13 protein-coding genes and 1 pseudogene are annotated in these 15,292 nt (G+C 69.7%); 5 read left to right on the top strand and 9 right to left on the bottom strand.

Features of this window, described 5'->3' with window-relative positions; translation table 11 throughout:
* The first annotated feature begins 66 nt into the window (after positions 1-66).
* Positions 67-2,775: a glycosyl hydrolase family 95 catalytic domain-containing protein gene (locus tag ACZ61C_RS27900; protein ID WP_465310797.1), complete on the top strand. Its 2,709-nt coding sequence runs from the start codon at positions 67-69 to the stop codon at positions 2,773-2,775.
* Between the two features lie 6 nt (positions 2,776-2,781).
* Here the strand turns inward: ACZ61C_RS27900 and ACZ61C_RS27905 are convergent, their stop codons facing one another.
* A complete protein-coding gene (locus ACZ61C_RS27905; protein ID WP_465310798.1) occupies positions 2,782-2,952 on the bottom strand; it encodes a hypothetical protein in 171 nt (56 codons plus the stop codon).
* A 421-nt stretch (positions 2,953-3,373) separates the two neighbouring features.
* On the opposite strand from ACZ61C_RS27905, the gene ACZ61C_RS27910 reads away from it, so the two are divergent.
* Entirely contained in the window at positions 3,374-4,588 is a 1,215-nt protein-coding gene (locus tag ACZ61C_RS27910) for a cytochrome P450 (RefSeq protein ID WP_465310799.1), read from the top strand.
* 47 nt (positions 4,589-4,635) lie between these two features.
* Here the strand turns inward: ACZ61C_RS27910 and ACZ61C_RS27915 are convergent, their stop codons facing one another.
* From ACZ61C_RS27915 to ACZ61C_RS27940, 6 genes are all read right to left on the bottom strand, one after another.
* Positions 4,636-5,895: a cytochrome P450 gene (locus ACZ61C_RS27915; protein ID WP_465310800.1), complete on the bottom strand. Its 1,260-nt coding sequence runs from the start codon at positions 5,893-5,895 to the stop codon at positions 4,636-4,638.
* Complete coding sequence (locus tag ACZ61C_RS27920) at positions 5,892-6,500, bottom strand: GTP-binding protein (protein ID WP_465310801.1); 609 nt, start codon at positions 6,498-6,500, stop codon at positions 5,892-5,894. Before ACZ61C_RS27920 ends, ACZ61C_RS27915 begins: the two co-directional genes overlap by 4 nt.
* Positions 6,481-6,849: a DUF742 domain-containing protein gene (locus ACZ61C_RS27925; RefSeq protein WP_465310802.1), complete on the bottom strand. Its 369-nt coding sequence runs from the start codon at positions 6,847-6,849 to the stop codon at positions 6,481-6,483. Before ACZ61C_RS27925 ends, ACZ61C_RS27920 begins: the two co-directional genes overlap by 20 nt.
* Positions 6,846-7,265, bottom strand: coding sequence for a roadblock/LC7 domain-containing protein (locus tag ACZ61C_RS27930; RefSeq protein ID WP_247049526.1), 420 nt, complete (start codon positions 7,263-7,265; stop codon positions 6,846-6,848). The genes ACZ61C_RS27925 and ACZ61C_RS27930 overlap by 4 nt, the downstream gene beginning before the upstream one ends.
* A gap of 63 nt (positions 7,266-7,328) precedes the next feature.
* Positions 7,329-8,753: a sensor histidine kinase gene (locus ACZ61C_RS27935; RefSeq protein WP_465310803.1), complete on the bottom strand. Its 1,425-nt coding sequence runs from the start codon at positions 8,751-8,753 to the stop codon at positions 7,329-7,331.
* Between the two features lie 243 nt (positions 8,754-8,996).
* Positions 8,997-9,617, bottom strand: a complete 621-nt coding sequence (locus tag ACZ61C_RS27940; protein ID WP_465310804.1) for a TetR/AcrR family transcriptional regulator — start codon at positions 9,615-9,617, stop codon at positions 8,997-8,999.
* Positions 9,618-9,670: 53 nt separating this feature from the next.
* Between ACZ61C_RS27940 and ACZ61C_RS27945 the strand changes: the two genes are divergently transcribed.
* Positions 9,671-10,543 (top strand): ketopantoate reductase family protein, encoded by an 873-nt coding sequence (locus tag ACZ61C_RS27945; protein WP_465310805.1) that lies wholly within the window; start codon positions 9,671-9,673, stop codon positions 10,541-10,543.
* 3 nt (positions 10,544-10,546) lie between these two features.
* On the opposite strand, the gene ACZ61C_RS27950 is transcribed toward ACZ61C_RS27945, so the two are convergent.
* Both ACZ61C_RS27950 and ACZ61C_RS27955 read right to left on the bottom strand, forming a co-directional pair.
* On the bottom strand, positions 10,547-11,350 hold the full coding sequence (locus tag ACZ61C_RS27950; RefSeq protein ID WP_465311146.1) for an alpha/beta fold hydrolase: 804 nt from the start codon (positions 11,348-11,350) through the stop codon (positions 10,547-10,549).
* Between the two features lie 183 nt (positions 11,351-11,533).
* Positions 11,534-11,653: pseudogene (locus ACZ61C_RS27955) on the bottom strand (tyrosine-protein phosphatase); the annotation flags it as partial.
* Positions 11,654-11,721: 68 nt separating this feature from the next.
* Here ACZ61C_RS27955 and ACZ61C_RS27960 point away from each other — a divergent pair.
* Together ACZ61C_RS27960 and ACZ61C_RS27965 are read left to right on the top strand one after the other, a co-directional pair.
* Positions 11,722-11,946, top strand: coding sequence for a hypothetical protein (locus tag ACZ61C_RS27960; RefSeq protein ID WP_465310806.1), 225 nt, complete (start codon positions 11,722-11,724; stop codon positions 11,944-11,946).
* 120 nt (positions 11,947-12,066) lie between these two features.
* On the top strand, positions 12,067-15,201 hold the full coding sequence (locus ACZ61C_RS27965) for a PA14 domain-containing protein (protein ID WP_465310807.1): 3,135 nt from the start codon (positions 12,067-12,069) through the stop codon (positions 15,199-15,201).
* Positions 15,202-15,292: the final 91 nt, after the last annotated feature.

Genomic DNA, 15,292 nt, shown 5'->3' on the forward strand with positions numbered 1-15,292 from the left:
TCTCTGCGGTGATCTTGCGAGACCTTCCCCGCCGCCACGGGCCCACCTCACCTCGGAAGGTGCTCCATGAGGTCGATCAGCCTGCTTCCCGTCGTGGTGCTGCTGGGCGCCGCGCTCACCGTCACCTCCCCGGCGCTCGCCGCCCCGGGGGACGCCGCCTTCTCCCCCGCCGCCGGGCGGCTCGACGTCGACTACGCCGGTTACCTGGCCAAACACGACATCGTCTACAACCGGCCGAACACCAACCCGAACTACGGCCTGACCGTCGGCAACGGCCGCACCGGGGCGATGGCCTGGCAGCAGAACGGCCTGACCATGCAGGTGTCGAACGTCGACGCCTCCCAGCAGACCGCGTTCGGCGCCGGCCTGGTCAACCTCGCCACCACCCCGGCGATGGACTCCGGCTACAGCACCTACCAGCAGCGGCTTTCCCTCTACGACGGGACGCTGACCACGAAGTACGACAGCAACCGCACTGTCACCGTCATGGGCCGGCCCGGCTCCGAGGTCATGGGCATCCACGTCGACGACACCCGAGGCGGGGTGAGCGCGGTGACGCTGGAGCTGTCGCTCTGGGACGTCGCGAACCTCGGCAACATCGGCGACGTCCCGGACATCACTACTTGGCGCCAGGTCTCGAGCTACGCCGACGCGTCGGGCGCCGGGATCAGCCGCGGCCAGACCGACCCGCAGAAGTTCGGCTACACCTTGGCCGCGACCGTCGAAGGCGCGAACTACAGCGCCTCGGTCGTGAACAACAGCCGGGTGCGGCTCACGATCACGCCGACCTCGAGCTACACCGTCTGGTTCACCGCGAGCACCCGGCTCAACGCCGCGGGCAACAACTCGGTCGACGAGGCGAAGAACGCGCTCAACGCGGTCAAGTCGACCGGCTACCAAAGCACCTACAACGCCTACCGGAACTGGTGGCACGGCTTCTGGAGCAAGTCTTTCGTCCAGTACGGCGGGCTCGGCGGCGACGCCGACTACCTCGAGAACGTCTACTACCTCTCGACGTACCTGATCGCCGCGGGCGGGTACGGCAACTACCCGTACCACTTCATCAACGGCGTCTTCCGCGCGACCGGCGACCAGACGAAGTGGAGCAACGCCTACTGGTACTGGAACCAGCGCGACGTCTACAACTCGTTCCTCGCCTCGAACCACGTCGACCTGATGACCACCTTCAACAGCCTCTACAGCCGCAACTACACCGCGCTGAAGTCGTACACGCAGACGCGCTACGGCGTGGACGGGTTGTGGGTGCCGGAAACCATGGGCTGGGACGGCAACGCCCGCGGCACGGTGAACAGCGACTACACGAAGAACATCCTGTCCACGGGGTACGAAGCCGCGTACAACATGTACCTGCAGTACCGGTACACCAACGACGACAACTACCTGCGAAACGTCGCTTACCCGTTCATCCGGGAAACCGCGAAGTTCTACTCCCGCATGCTTTCCGTCGACGGCAACGGCAAGTACCACATGGCGAATTCGAACGCCCACGAGACGTACTGGAACGTCCCGAACGCCATCACCGACCTGGCCGCCGTACGCAGCATCTTCCCCATCGCCATCCAGGTTTCGCAGCAGCTCGGCGCCGACGCGAACCTGCGCCCGGAATGGCAGCGCGTCCTCGACAACCTCGTCGCGTACCCGCAGCAGAACGGCGCCTACCAGCCGCACCAGCCGCCGCTGTCGCAGACGCGCAACGGCGAGAACGTCGCGTCGGAGCTGATCTGGCCGTACAACGTCACCGGCATCGGCGCGCCCGACTACCAGACCGCGCTGACCACCTGGAACGCCCGGCCGTTCCCCTACGGCAACGTCTGGGCGAACGACGCCGTGCAGGCCGCGCGGCTCGGCCTCGGCGACCAGACGTTCACCGGCATGAAACGGATGCTGCAGCAGTACCAGAACTACCCGAACGGGTTCACCAGCAACACCAACGGGGTCTTCGAGTACCACGGCGTCAACCTCTCCGCGATGAACGAAGCCCTGCTGCAGTCCTACAACGACAAGATCCGCGTGTTCCCGGCGGCGCCGGCGAACTCGTCGTTCGTCGGCAAGTTCACTCTGCTGGCGAAGAACGGCTTCCTCGTCAGCTCCGAGCGCGAGGCGAACGAGACGAAGTACGTCGGCCTGCGCAGCCAGTGGGGCGCGACCGCCCACGTCGTCAACCCGTGGAGCGGCCAGCAGGTCCGCGTGCGGCGCGCGCCGGACAGCACGATCGTGCTGACCACCGCGGCTGCGGAGTTCGACGTCCCGACCACCAGCGGCACCACGTACATCGTCGAACGCACCGCGAAGCCGCTGACGTCGTACTCGACGACGCGGCTGACGGGCAGCCCGAACCAGGGCGCGAAGACACTGAGCGGGACGGCGTCCACCCTCGGCCTCAACACGGGCGGCGGCGGCCTGGTCAACGACACGGACGTGAGCTACGACAGCAACTGGTTCCCCACCACGAACCGCGGCTACGGCGACTACAACGACGACACCCACCACTCGACCACGGTCGGCGCCACGGCGACGTACACGTTCACCGGAACAGGGCTCCAGTACCTGTCGGAACGCAACGGCGACATGGGCACGGTCGACGTCTACCTGGACAACACGTTCCAGGCCACGGTCAACCTCCACGCCGACGGCGCCCGGCAGGTGCAGCAGGTCGTGTGGCAGAAGAGCGGGCTGGCGTCCGGGCAGCACACGATCCGGATCGTCAACCGCAGCACGTCGGTCGGCATGATCGACGCCTTCCGCATCACGTGACCGTTCCTATCTCGCCCGAACCAGCGCGGTCACCACTTCCGGATGCACGATCAGGACGGCGCTCACCATGGCGCCGACCAGGACCACGCCGAGAACCACCAACCGCGCGAGGCGATACAAGCGATCACCGGCGATCCGATCGGCCAGCACCAGCGCGATCCGGTCCGGCAGCTGCATGGGCCGGGCAGCGTCGGATGAGCGGTTCGAAACGTCTTGCCCGCGACCATCACGAAAAAGCATGAAACCCCTCCAGATCGACGGAACCAATTCCGACTGCGAGGGAATCGATTCGATGTGCCGACGGTCTCACGGCGCTCGACGCCTGCCAAGCCAAGCGAACAGTGGTTTCGCACACGATTACGAGAACGATTCAGAAACGCTCGACGCCGAACGAGAGCAAGCAGCAGCACACTGTCCAATTAGGATTCGAGCCTCTGGCAAGTCCTCAAAGGACGGACATCCAGACCCCTGAGTCACCGGGCGTGACCACTTCGATTCCGCCCGGTGACCACCCGTACGCCGAACCGGCCATGACTCTTTCGCCATGGCAACTATCCCCGATAGCCTGCTGACACCCACCACCGCGCAAGGGAGCCTCGTGACTTCAGCAGGGCACGCACCGGACCTCCTGTCTCCGGAGTTCGCCGCCGATCCGTACACCGCTTACGACGCCATGCTCGAGCATTCGCCGGTGACCTGGCACGAAAGCATGCAGAGCTACGTCCTCTCGCGCTACGAGGACGTGTCCCGCGCCTTCAAGGACGGGGTCTTCACCACCGAGAACTACGGCTGGCAGCTGGAACCCGTCCACGGCCGGACGATCCTGCAGATGAGCGGCCGCGAGCACTCGACCCGCCGGGCGCTGGTGGCCCCGGCCTTCCGGGGCAGCGAGCTGGAGCACAAGTTCCGCCCGGTGATCGAACGGAACTCGGCGGAGCTCATCAACGCCTTCCGCGGCCGAGGGTCGGCCGACCTCGTCAGCGACTACGCCCGGCACTTCCCGATCAACGTCATCGTCGACATGCTGGGCCTGGATCGCAGCGACCACGCGCGGTTCCAGCGCTGGTACATCGCGATCATCGCCTTCCTCGGCAACCTCAGCCAGGACGAAGACGTCACCGCGGCCGGCCTGCGGACCCACGACGAGCTCGCAGAGTACATGATCCCGGTCATCCGGCACCGCCGCGAAAACCCCGGTGACGACCTGCTTTCGACGCTGTGCGCCACCGAGGTGGACGGCACCACCATGAGCGACGAGGACATCAAGGCGTTCTGCAGCCTGCTGCTCGCCGCCGGGGGCGAGACCACCGACAAGGCGATCGCCGGCCTGTTCCGGAACCTGCTCGCCCACCCTGACCAGCTCGAGGCCGTGCGCGCGGACCGTAGCCTCGTCCCGAAGGCCTTCGCCGAAACCCTGCGGTACACGCCGCCGGTGCACATGATCATGCGGCAGCCGGCCGAAGACATCGAGATCGACGGGCAGCGGATCCCGGCCGGCAGCACGGTGACCTGCCTCATCGGCGCCGCGAACCGTGATCCGCGGCGCTTCGCGAACCCCGGCGCGTTCGACATCTTCCGCACCGACCTGCCGACCGAAACCGCCTTCTCGGCGGCGGCGAGCCACCTGTCCTTCGCACTGGGCCGCCACTTCTGCGTCGGCGCGCTGCTGGCGAAGACCGAGATCGAGGTCGGCGTCAACCAGCTGCTCGACGCGATGCCGGACCTGCGGCTCGCCGACGGCGCGGAGGCGGCCGAGCAAGGCGTGTTCACCCGCGGACCGGCGTCACTGCCGGTCGTCTTCACCCCGGCGTAGCCGTCGACGCGCTCCGGCCCACCGGGATCGGCGGGCCGGAGCCGGTGTCACCAGCCGCCCGATGCGGCGACGTGGACCGGGGTGAACACCACCGGCAGGCGCTCGAGCCCGCGCATCCACACCGAAGGCCGCCACACCAGGTCCTCCGCCGGGATCGCCAGCTCCAGGTCCGGCAGCCGGTCCAGCAGCACCTCGACCGTGGTGCGCGCGATGACCTCCGCCACTTCCGGCGCCGGGTACGGGCAGCCGTGCTCACCGTGGCCGAACGACATGTGCGCGTGGTTGCCCAGCGCTCCCGCCGCCGCGTCGGGCCGCGCGTGCGGGTCGGCGTTGCCCGCCGCCAGACCCAGCACCACCAGGTCGCCCTGCCGGATGCGGACGCCGCTGAGCACCGTGTCCCGCGTCGCGAAGCGGCCGATGAAGTTCTGCGTGGGCGTGTCGTGCCAGAGAACCTCGTTGAGGGCTTGGCCGACGCTGCCCCGGCCACCCGACAGCGTCATCGCGAACCGGCTGTCGGTCAGCATCAGGCGGATGGTGTTGCCGATCCAGTTCGCCGTCGGCTGCTGGGCCGCGGCCGTCACCACGAGCAGGTCCTGGACGACCTCGTCGTCGGTCAGGTTCGCCGGGTCCCGCATCATCGACGTCGGCACGTCCGCGCCCGGCTGCTGGTGCTTCACCGCCACCAGCCGCGCCATCGCCTCCTGCACCCGGACGTACGCGGGCAGCGCCTCGGGGCCGACGTCCAGCGACAGCGCGACGTCGCGCACCAGCGCGGGGGCCTCCGAGTCGGGCATGCCGTACATCTTCGCGACCGCGAGCAGCGGTGCCTGCTGGGCGAACTGCGCGATCAGGTCCGCTTCGCCGCTGCCGGCGAACGCGTCGACGAGCCGGTCCGCGATGCGCTCGCAGTGCGCGCTCAGGTCGAACTGGTCGACCGCCGACAGCGCGTCGCCGATCGCGCCCGCCCGCCGCCGGTGTTCCGCGGCCTCGGTGAACATCACCGACGGATTGTGCATGACGTAGGGCAGCAGCGGCCAGTCTTCGGGGACGTTCTCCCACTGGTTCCACCGGCGGCTGTCGCGGGCGAACAGCTGCGAGTCCTGGCACACCTGGTGGATCTCGCGGTAGCCGGTCAGCAGCCACGCGGGGACGTCGTTGTCGAGCAGGACCGGAACGACGCCGCCGTACTGCCGCCGGATCCGGGCGTACAGCGCGGCGGGATCCTTCTGGAACTCCGGTCCGTACAACCGGACCCGGTCCGCGGCGACCGGCTCCGTCGCCGGGGTGCTGGTCTGGAAACCGGTCACGATGCGCCCTCCCGGACTTTGGACAGGGTGTAGAGGTGGTCGACGAGCGAGATCAGCACCTGCTTGGCCGAGTCCCGGTCGCGGGCGTCGCAGTCGACGAGCGGCACCTCGCCGTCCAGGTCGAGCGCGGCGCGGACGTCGTCGAGGCTGTGCTTGGGCGGGCCGAAGTTGTTGCGGGCCACGATGAACGGCGTCCCGTGGTGTTCGAGCCGGTCGATCGCGTACCACGATTCGGCCAGGCGGCGGGCATCCACCAGGACGACGGCGCCGAGCGTGCCGGCGAAGAGGCTGTCCCAGAGGAACCAGAACCGCTCCTGGCCCGGGGCGCCGAACAGGTAGAGGATCAGCTGCTCGTCGAGGCTGATCCGGCCGAAGTCGAACGCCACCGTGGTGGTCGTCTTGGCCTGCACCCCCCGGATGCTGTCGACGCCGACCCCGGCCTGGGTCATCGTCTCTTCGGTGCTCAGCGGCCGGATCTCGCTGACCGACCGGACCATCGTCGTCTTGCCGACGCCGAAGCCGCCGACGATGACGATCTTCAGTCCGTCGGACGCGGTGTCGGCCAGGGGCAGCCGTTCGTCTGTTTCAGAGATTGCGGAGTCCAACGAGCACCTTCTTGAGGAATTCCGAGTCGGAGGTCCGTCCCGCGGCCGGGGCCGTGGTTCGAGACGACGGATGTCGGGCGGACACCTTGCCCGTGGCCAGCAGGTCCGCGAGCAAGATCTTGACCACGCTCACCGGGAGGGACAGATCGGACGACAGCTCCACGACGGACGTCGGCTTCGCGGCGATCTCGAGGATCCGGACGTGCTCGGACTGCATGCCCGCCGACGGCAGCGACTCCCGGACGATCAGCGTGACGAGGTCGAGGTCGATGTCGTCCGCGCTGCTGCGCCCGCCCGTGACCGTGTAGAGCCGGTCCGGGTCTTCCCCGTCGAGCGCCGAACGGGTCACGAAGCCGGGTGGTCGGCCGCCGTGAAGCGCGGCGGGGCGGTGAAGACCGAGCCGATCTGTTCCACCAGCTCGTCCATGTTGTGGCCGATCAGGCCCACGTCGGCGTCTTCGGTGGCGATCACGGCCAGGTGCGAGCCGACCCCGGCCTCCACGATGAAGAGGATCCCGCCGTGGAACTCGGTCATCGAGTTCCGCACGCCGCCGGTGCCGTCGCCGAACTCGACGGACGCGCCGTGCGCCAGCGCCTGGACCCCGGCCGCGATCGCGGCCAGCTGGTCGGCGCGGTCGACGGTGAGGCCCTGCGTGTGGCAGAGCTTCAGGCCGTCACGCGACAGCACGAGAGCGTGACAGGCGCCGGCGGTGTTGCCGACGAGGTTTTCGAGGAGCCATTCGAGGCTCTTGTCCGAGTCAGTCATCGAATCCGGGGACCGGTCTGACGGGTCCCCTCGCTCCAATCTGGCGGGGTTCGGGGGTGCGGGTCACGCGTCTTCGCCGGTTTCCGCCGGGGAGGCGGTGTGGCGCGACGGCGTGGTCCCGCCGCTGCGCCGCTGCTGGAAGGCCCCGAACCGGGAACCGGTGTCCCGTTCGGCGCGGGCCGTGCTCGGCGTGGGCGACGGCGGCCGGCGTGACGCGGCGGTCAGCGTCTGCCCGCGCGAGCGCTTCGGCAGTTCCGACGGCTCGGTCAGCTCGCCGGTGATCTCGTGGCTCGTGTCGGGGCCGGGCCACGCGACGGCGGCGGCCGGTTCTTCCCGCTCCGGCAGGGCATCCGGGCGCGGCTGCGTGATCAGCTGGGTCGGGATCCGCATGACGACGCCGATCCCGCCGCGCGAGGAGGGCCGGAAGAACACGTGCAGCTGGTGCTTGCGCGCCAGGCAGCCGACCACGGCGAGCCCGAGCCGCGTCCCCGACATCGAGGTCAGGTCGAGCGGCTGGTCGAGGGACACCGCGCGCTCGGCGCGGACGAGAGCCTGCGCCTTCATGCCGAGGCCACCGTCTTCGATGGTGATGACTGCCCCGTTGTGCAGATCTTCGACATAAACGTGCACTTCTTCCGACGGCGCCGAGAACTTCGTGGCGTTGTCCATCAGTTCGGCGAGCGCGTGCATGACGTCTTCCGCGGCATAGCCGACGACGGCCACCCCGCTCGCGGAATGCACGCGGACCCGCTGATAGGCGCCGATCCGGCCGAGCGCGCCGCGCAGGATGCTCTCCATCCGGATCGGTTTTGTCCAGCGGCGGCCCGAGCGCGCGCCGGTGAGCACGGCGATGCTGTCGGCCAGCCGGCCCGCCTGCGCCGTGCTGTGGTCGACTTTGAGGAGATCCCCGAGCATCGCGTCCGACGAGCGGTTTTCCATTTCCCGCAGGTCGCCGAGGGTGCTGGTCGCCAGCGCCTGCAACCGGCCCGCGGCGTTCGCGCAGGCAGCGGTCGCGGCCGCGCGACGGCGTTCCCCGACGGCGACTTCGTCGACCACCAGCCGCAGGACGCGCTGGTGGAGTTCGTCGGCGGGGCGCGGGACTTCGGCGAGCACGCTGTCCGCCGGCGCGCCCCCGCGCAGCCTCGCGACGGCGTCGGGCACCGTCCGGTCGAGCAGCCGGGCCAGCTCACCGTCGCTGAACCGGACAAACTCGCGGGCCTGCCGGGCCTCGTCGAGCGCGGCCTGCGTCCGGCCGGTCTCGTGCGCGACCTGATCGGTGCGGCGCAACGCGAAGAACACCGCGACACAGGCGGCGATCCCGGTGAACGCGCCCGCGACGGCGACGACAATCCCCTGACCACCGGAAATCGACAGGGATATCCACGTCCAGATCGCCGCGGCGACGACCGCGGTGACCACCACCCCGATTACGGCCCGGCCGACCGACTGGCGTTCTTCCCGATGCTGTGCGGGCGGTCGTTCCGACATCGCTCCACTTCCTCGAGTCCGATTGGTGTCCGAACAGTACTCGGTTTGCCGACGGAGATCACGGATCGGTTTCAGCGCGCCCGCAACGGCGGCGACAGTAACGCCGACGTGATCGACAGCACCGCGCGGGTCCGGTAATTGCCCGTGCGGCCGTTCACCGATCGTCGCTTCCGGTAATGCGGCTTTCCCGGAAAACCGCATTTCCGGGCGGCCGAGTCTCGGCCTTGTGCGAGCAGGCGGCCGTCAGGTCCCGGTCGGCGGCGCGCTCATCGCCGCCGCCAGGAACGTGACCGCGAAGCGCCGGGCCGCCGCCGGGGACGACTCGGCCGGGGCGTGCTGGTTGTGGATCTCGACGCGGTCCACGGCCGTGACGGCCAGGATGCCCCGGATCCGGAACCACAGCTCCGCCGGGGACAGCTCGGGCAGGGCCCGGCCGAACGCCGCCAGGTAGCGGTCGCGGACCGCGTCCTCGGCCGGGCCGGTCCACTCGCGCATCTCCCCGGCCGGGTCGCCGATGATCCGCACGATCAGCCGGGACGTCCGGGCGCCGCCCTCGTCACCGGCCGGCATCCCGTCGAACAGCGGCCCCGCGAACGCCTCCACCAAATCCGCGACCGACGGGTCCGGGGTCCGGGCGAGCAGCCGGTCGAGGCCGGCGGCCTGCGCGGCGGTGATGGGTTCGACCACCCGGCGGACGACCGCGGTGAGGAGCTCGGCCTTCGAGCCGAAGTGGTACCCGATGGCGGCCAGGTTCGCTCCGGCGAGATCGGTGACGGCGCGGATCGAGGTACCCCGGAACCCGCGCTCGGCGAAGAGGTGTTCGGCCGCGTCGAGGAGCTGAGTGCGGGTGTCGGGCGACGCCATGTCAGCTACCATACACACGTATGATTCAAACGAACGTATGAATGAGAGCCGTCATGAAACTGCTCGTCTACGGCGCCGGCGTGCTCGGCAGCCAGTTCGCCGTCCGGATGCACGAGGCCGGGCACGACGTCTCGCTCCTCGCCCGGGGCGCGCGCCTGGCCGCCCTGCGCAGGCACGGCGTTCAGCTCGCCGAGGGTGACAGCCCGGCTGTCCGGCAGGTCGCGGTGCCGGTGGTCGAGCACCCGGCCGGCCGGTACGACCTGATCGCCGTCCTCGTCCGCACCCACCAGGTGGACGCGGTGCTGGCGGCACTCGCCGGCGTCGAAGGCGACGTGCTGTTCCTGCTCAACTGGGCGGCCGGCGCGGAGCCACTGGGCGAGGTGATCGGACTCGACCGCGTGCTGCTCGGCTTCTTCACCGCCGGCGGCACGATGGACGGCGACGTCGTCCGCCACCGCGCGACCGGCCTCGTGAACCGCCTGACCCCGATGCCGATCGGCGAGCCCGGCGGGCGCGCCACCCCGCGGCTGGACCGGATCGTCCGGACGTTCCGAGCCGCCGGGATCACCGCGAAGCCCGAGCCGCGGATGGACGCGTGGCTCAAGACGCACGCGGCGTACGCGGTGCCCCTCGAGCAGGCGACCCACGCGGCGGGCGGCCCGGCGGCCCTGGCCGCCGACCCGGCCGCGATCCGCGCCATGATCCGGGTGATGCGAGAGAGCCTGGCCGCCCTGCCGACGCCGGTGGTCCCCCGCGCGTTCGGTGCGCTGCGGATGGTGCCGGAACGATTGCTGGTGCCGGTGTTCAGCCGGTTCTTGCGGAGCCCTACGGCCGCCCACAGCGGCCTCGCCGTCGCCTCGCCGGCTGCGCTGGCCGAACTGGAGCGGATGGCCGAACAGATGCGCGGCTACGAGAAAGCCCGGTGACGCTCAGCTTTCGAGGGCGGCGACCTCGCGGACGGCGCCGGTGACGGCCCGGAAATCCTTGCGCAGGATCGCGCCGTGGTTGCTGGCGACCTTCTCGCTGGTGATGTTCGGGTTCCGGCCGATGACGGCGTCGAGGCTGACGCGGATCCGCTCCTGCTCGTCCCCCTTGCTGCCGAGGGAAGTCCCCGAAGCGACGACGTAGCGGACCGGCACGGTGATGCCGTCCAGCACCGGGCCCAGCTCGCGCTCGCGGGAGAGCTTGCCGAGCTCGATGTTGCTCTCGGCCTGCTGCGCGGCGGTCATCCGCGGGGCCAGGCCGGTCGGGCGCAGCAGCGGCAGGAACCAGCTCATCCGCTTGAAGAGCTTGCGGATCCGCTCCTCCATGGCGTCGTCCAGCCAGTCGTGCGGGTAGGCGCCATCGACCAGGACGGCGCCCAGCGTCCGCTCGGGGTTGCGGTGCGCCCAGTGCGCGCCGACGACGGCGCCGTAGGACCAGCCGACCACGACGGCCCGCTCCACCCCACGGGCGGCGAGCACGGCATCGACGTCCCGGACGGCGGCTTCGAAGGAGTAGTCGGCGGAGCGCCCGGACTTACCGCGGGCCCGCTCGTCGAAGGTGATGCGGCGGAAGCCGTCCCCGAGGTCGGCGAGGACGCGCTTCCAGTAGCCCTGGGTGGCGAACTGGCCGTTGAGGTAGAGGACCGGGACGCCGGGGCCACCGGAGTCGGTGACGGCGAGCGTCGTGTCTTCGACCGGCACCATGCCGGTCCAGTGGGAGTCGGTCGAGGAGATGCTGTTGCTTGTCATGAGGACCACTGTCGGCGGCGACCCTGACACGGGGACGACACAGCCCTGACACGTCACCGAAGGCGTAGTCCGCACCCACGAAGTCGACCATGAACGGGTAGCCGATCGACTGGCCCAGGTTTCCGGATCCGGTCGACGCTTGTTCGACCGGTAGACCACACCTGTGCGCACGGTACGGCCATCCGTCGTGGCGTACCCGCCGACGTCGCGGAAGTTCTTGGCGCCTTCCAGGTCCACCGCATGGACGACGGCAGCCGGGTCCGCCCACGCCGGCGCCTCCACCCCGCTGACCACCGCGGTCATCACCGGCCGCCACCCTGACACGGCGGACGAACCGCGGGCGTCCGCCGTGTGCTGACATGCTGGGCGCCATGACCGACCCGCGTGACCAGTGGCGTGCTTTCCACTTCTCCCAGAGCAACCCGACCGGGCCGGGCCAGGGCGACGTCGCCGCGCTGCTCCGTCGCGTCGCCGACGCGGTCGAGGCCCTCGGCGACATCCAGGTCCACGACATCACCTTCACGTCGGAGGCAACCGGCGGCGAGGACGACCTCACGATGACGGTGTACTACGACCGCGAGCAGCCGTCGGTGTAGGCAAGCCCGACGCGGAAATCCAGGGCACCCCCGCAGGCGACCTGGACAGAAGTCCGAATTATCTGATTGGATCTCCCCCGGAGCGTTTTACAACGTTGTAAAAATGGAGGGTCCCCGCCGATGAGAAGAGCCGCTTCCGTTCTCCTCGCCCTGCTGGTGGCGCTGGGCGTCGCCTCGGGCACGCCGCCCGCTGGTGCCGCCGAGGCCGTGCACGGCCTGAAAGCCGAGTACTTCACGCCGTCGACGCCGGACGCGCACGACTTCGCCAACCTCGCCGGCACCGCGCTCGACGGGGAGGTCGACCACCCCGATTTGACCTCGGTATTCGGCCTGGTCGCCGGGCGCACCGAGCACACCACCGCCCGGTGGACCGGCCGGCTCGCCGTGCCGCGGACCGGCGACTACACCTTCTACGCCATCGGGGACAACGGGTTCCGGCTGTTCCTCGACGGCGCGCCGGTGATCGACCACTGGGTCGGCGACTGGGACTCCGAGCAGACCAGCGCGCCGGTCACGCTGACCGCCGGCAAGCAGTACGACTTCAAGCTGGAGATGTTCCAGGACACCGGCGGCGCGAACATGTTCCTGCGCTGGTCGAGCCCGGCCATCACCAAGCAGATCGTGCCGCTCTCGGCGTTCACTCCCCCGGCCGACTTCGCCGTCGTGCCGCGCACGGCGGAGGTGTCCCAGGACGGCCGCACCCTCACCACCGGCTTCGACGGCCGCGTCTCGGGCACCGGCGACCTGGCAAACCACCTGCGGATCGACGTCGACGCGACGCCGATGCCGGTCGCGTCCCTCACCACGGCCCGCGACCGGGTCACGATCCGGCTGGCCGAGCGGGTCCTCAAGGGCCAGCGGGTCACCCTCTACTACGACGGCGCGGGCGCGCTCGCGGTCAACGGCACGAAGATCGGCAAGACCGGCCGCCTCGTCGCGAACGCGTCGACGGAACGGCTCAAGACGCCGTGGGGCGAGAAGGTCGACACCCGCAACCCGCTGCCGGAGTACCCGCGGCCGCAGCTCGAGCGCGACAAGTGGGTCAACCTCAACGGCCCGTGGGAGTTCTCGGCCGCCAAGGAAGGCCAGCAGCCCACCTTCGGCAAGCGGCTGCCCGAGAAGGTCGTCGTCCCCTACCCGATCGAGTCGCAGCTCTCCGGGCTCGAACGGCACGAGGACCACATGTTCTACCGCCGCACGGTCAGCGTCCCGCGCGACTGGAAGATCGGCGGCGGGCAGCGTCTCAAGCTCAACTTCGGCGCGGTCGACTACCAGGCCAAGGTCTGGGTGAACGGCAAGCTCGTCGCCGAACACACCGGCGGCTACACGGCGTTCAGCGCGGACATCACCGACGCGCTCAAGCGCGGTGACGAGCAGGAGATCGTCGTCGCCGTCACCGACACCACCGGCCCGTACCAGCCCAAGGGCAAGCAGTCCCCCAACCCCGGCGGGATCTTCTACACGCCGTCGTCGGGCATCTGGCAGACGGTGTGGCTGGAACCCGTGGCGGACAAGGGCATCGACGAGATCAAGACGACGCCCGACCTCACCACGAACTCGCTGGCGCTGAACGTCAAGTCCGCGGGCACCGCCACCGTCACGGCGGTCGCCAAGGACGCGCGCGGCCGGCAGGTCGGCACGGTCACCGGCCCGGCGAACACGAACCTGAAGATTCCGGTGCCCAGCCCGCACCTGTGGACGCCGAACGACCCGTACCTGTACCAGCTGGAGATCAAGCTGGGCGGTGACAAGGTCAAGAGCTACTTCGGCATGCGGTCCACCGGCATCACGAACGTCAACGGCGTCCCCAAGCTGACGCTCAACGGCAAGCCGTTCTTCTCCCTGATGCAGCTGGACCAGGGCTTCTACCCGGACGGCCTGAACACCGCGCCGAGCGACGACGCCCTCGTCTTCGACCTGAAGGCGCAGAAGGACCTCGGTTTCAACGCCGTCCGCAAGCACATCAAGGTCGAGCCGGCCCGCTGGTACTACCACGCGGACCAGCTGGGACTGCTGGTGTGGCAGGACTTCGTGTCCCTCGACGACGGCAACAACCCCGGGGCGCAGCAGGCGTGGCTCAGCCAGGGCCTGGAGGAGATGCACCAGCTGCAGAACTACCCGTCCGTCTACGCCTGGATCGTGTTCAACGAGGGCTGGGGCGAGTGGGACAAGACGGCCACCGGCCGGATCGCCGACCAGGTCAAGGCCGCCGACCCGAGCCGGATCGTCAACGCCCACAGCGGGGTGAACTGCTGTGCGTCCAAGGGCGACTCGGGCCGCGGCGACGTCATCGACCACCACGACTACAACAACACCGACTCGGCCGCCTCGGACGGCAGGCGCGTCGCGATGGACGGCGAGCACGGCGGCTTCACGCTGCGCACGCCGGGTCACCAGTGGCCGGGTGCGCCGATCGCGATCTACAGCGGCGTGGCGGACAAGGCGGCGCTGACGGCGAAGTACGTCGACAACACCCGCACGTTCTACCTCGGGCAGGCCAGGGCCGAGCTGTCGGCTTCGGTCTACACACAGGTCACCGATCTCGAAGGCGAGCTCAACGGGCTGTGGACGTATGACCGCAAGCGGATCAAGGTCGACCCGGGTCCGGTTCGCGAGATCAACCGGCGGGTGATCGAAGCCGGCGCCGACGCGGGGAAGCCGTATCCCTACGCGGGCAAGGGCGACTGGAACCTCGACGAGCGCGGCGGAACAACCGCGAAGGACTCGAGCGGCGGCCGGAACCCGCTGACGCTCACCCCGTCCGGCGTGGCGTTCAAGGACGGCGCGCTGCAGTTCAGCGGCGGCTCCGCCGACACGCTCGGCCCGGTCGTCGACACGACCGGTGACTACACCGTGTCCGCGAAGGTGCGGCTCGACCAGCTGCCCGGCAACTACGCGACCGCGGTGAGCCAGGACGGCCGGGAGCAGGAGAGCCCGTTCTACCTGCAGTACGGGCAGGGCGCGTTCGCGTTCAGCACCCCCGGCGGCAACCGGGCCCGGTACGAGGTCGTGCCGGAGATCGGCCGCTGGTACGAGCTGACGGGTGTCCGGGCCGGCAACGAAATCCGGCTCTACGTCGACGGCGTGCGGGTCGCGACGGCCCCGGCCGGACCGGCGCGCGTCAGCACCGGCGCGTTCACGGTCGGCCGCGCCAAGTACAACGGCGGAAACGTCGACTTCTGGAGCGGCGCAGTCGACGACGTCCATGTGGCCGGCAAGGCGCTGACGGACACGGAGGTCGCCCTGATCTCCTGACGCCCGTCCGGGGGGGGGGGGGGGGGGGGGGGGGGGGGGGGGGGTGGTCTTGTCTTTCTTCTTCCCCCACGCACCGCATACCCGCCCGGGA

It is taken from the genome of Amycolatopsis sp. NPDC104587, assembly GCF_055583645.1.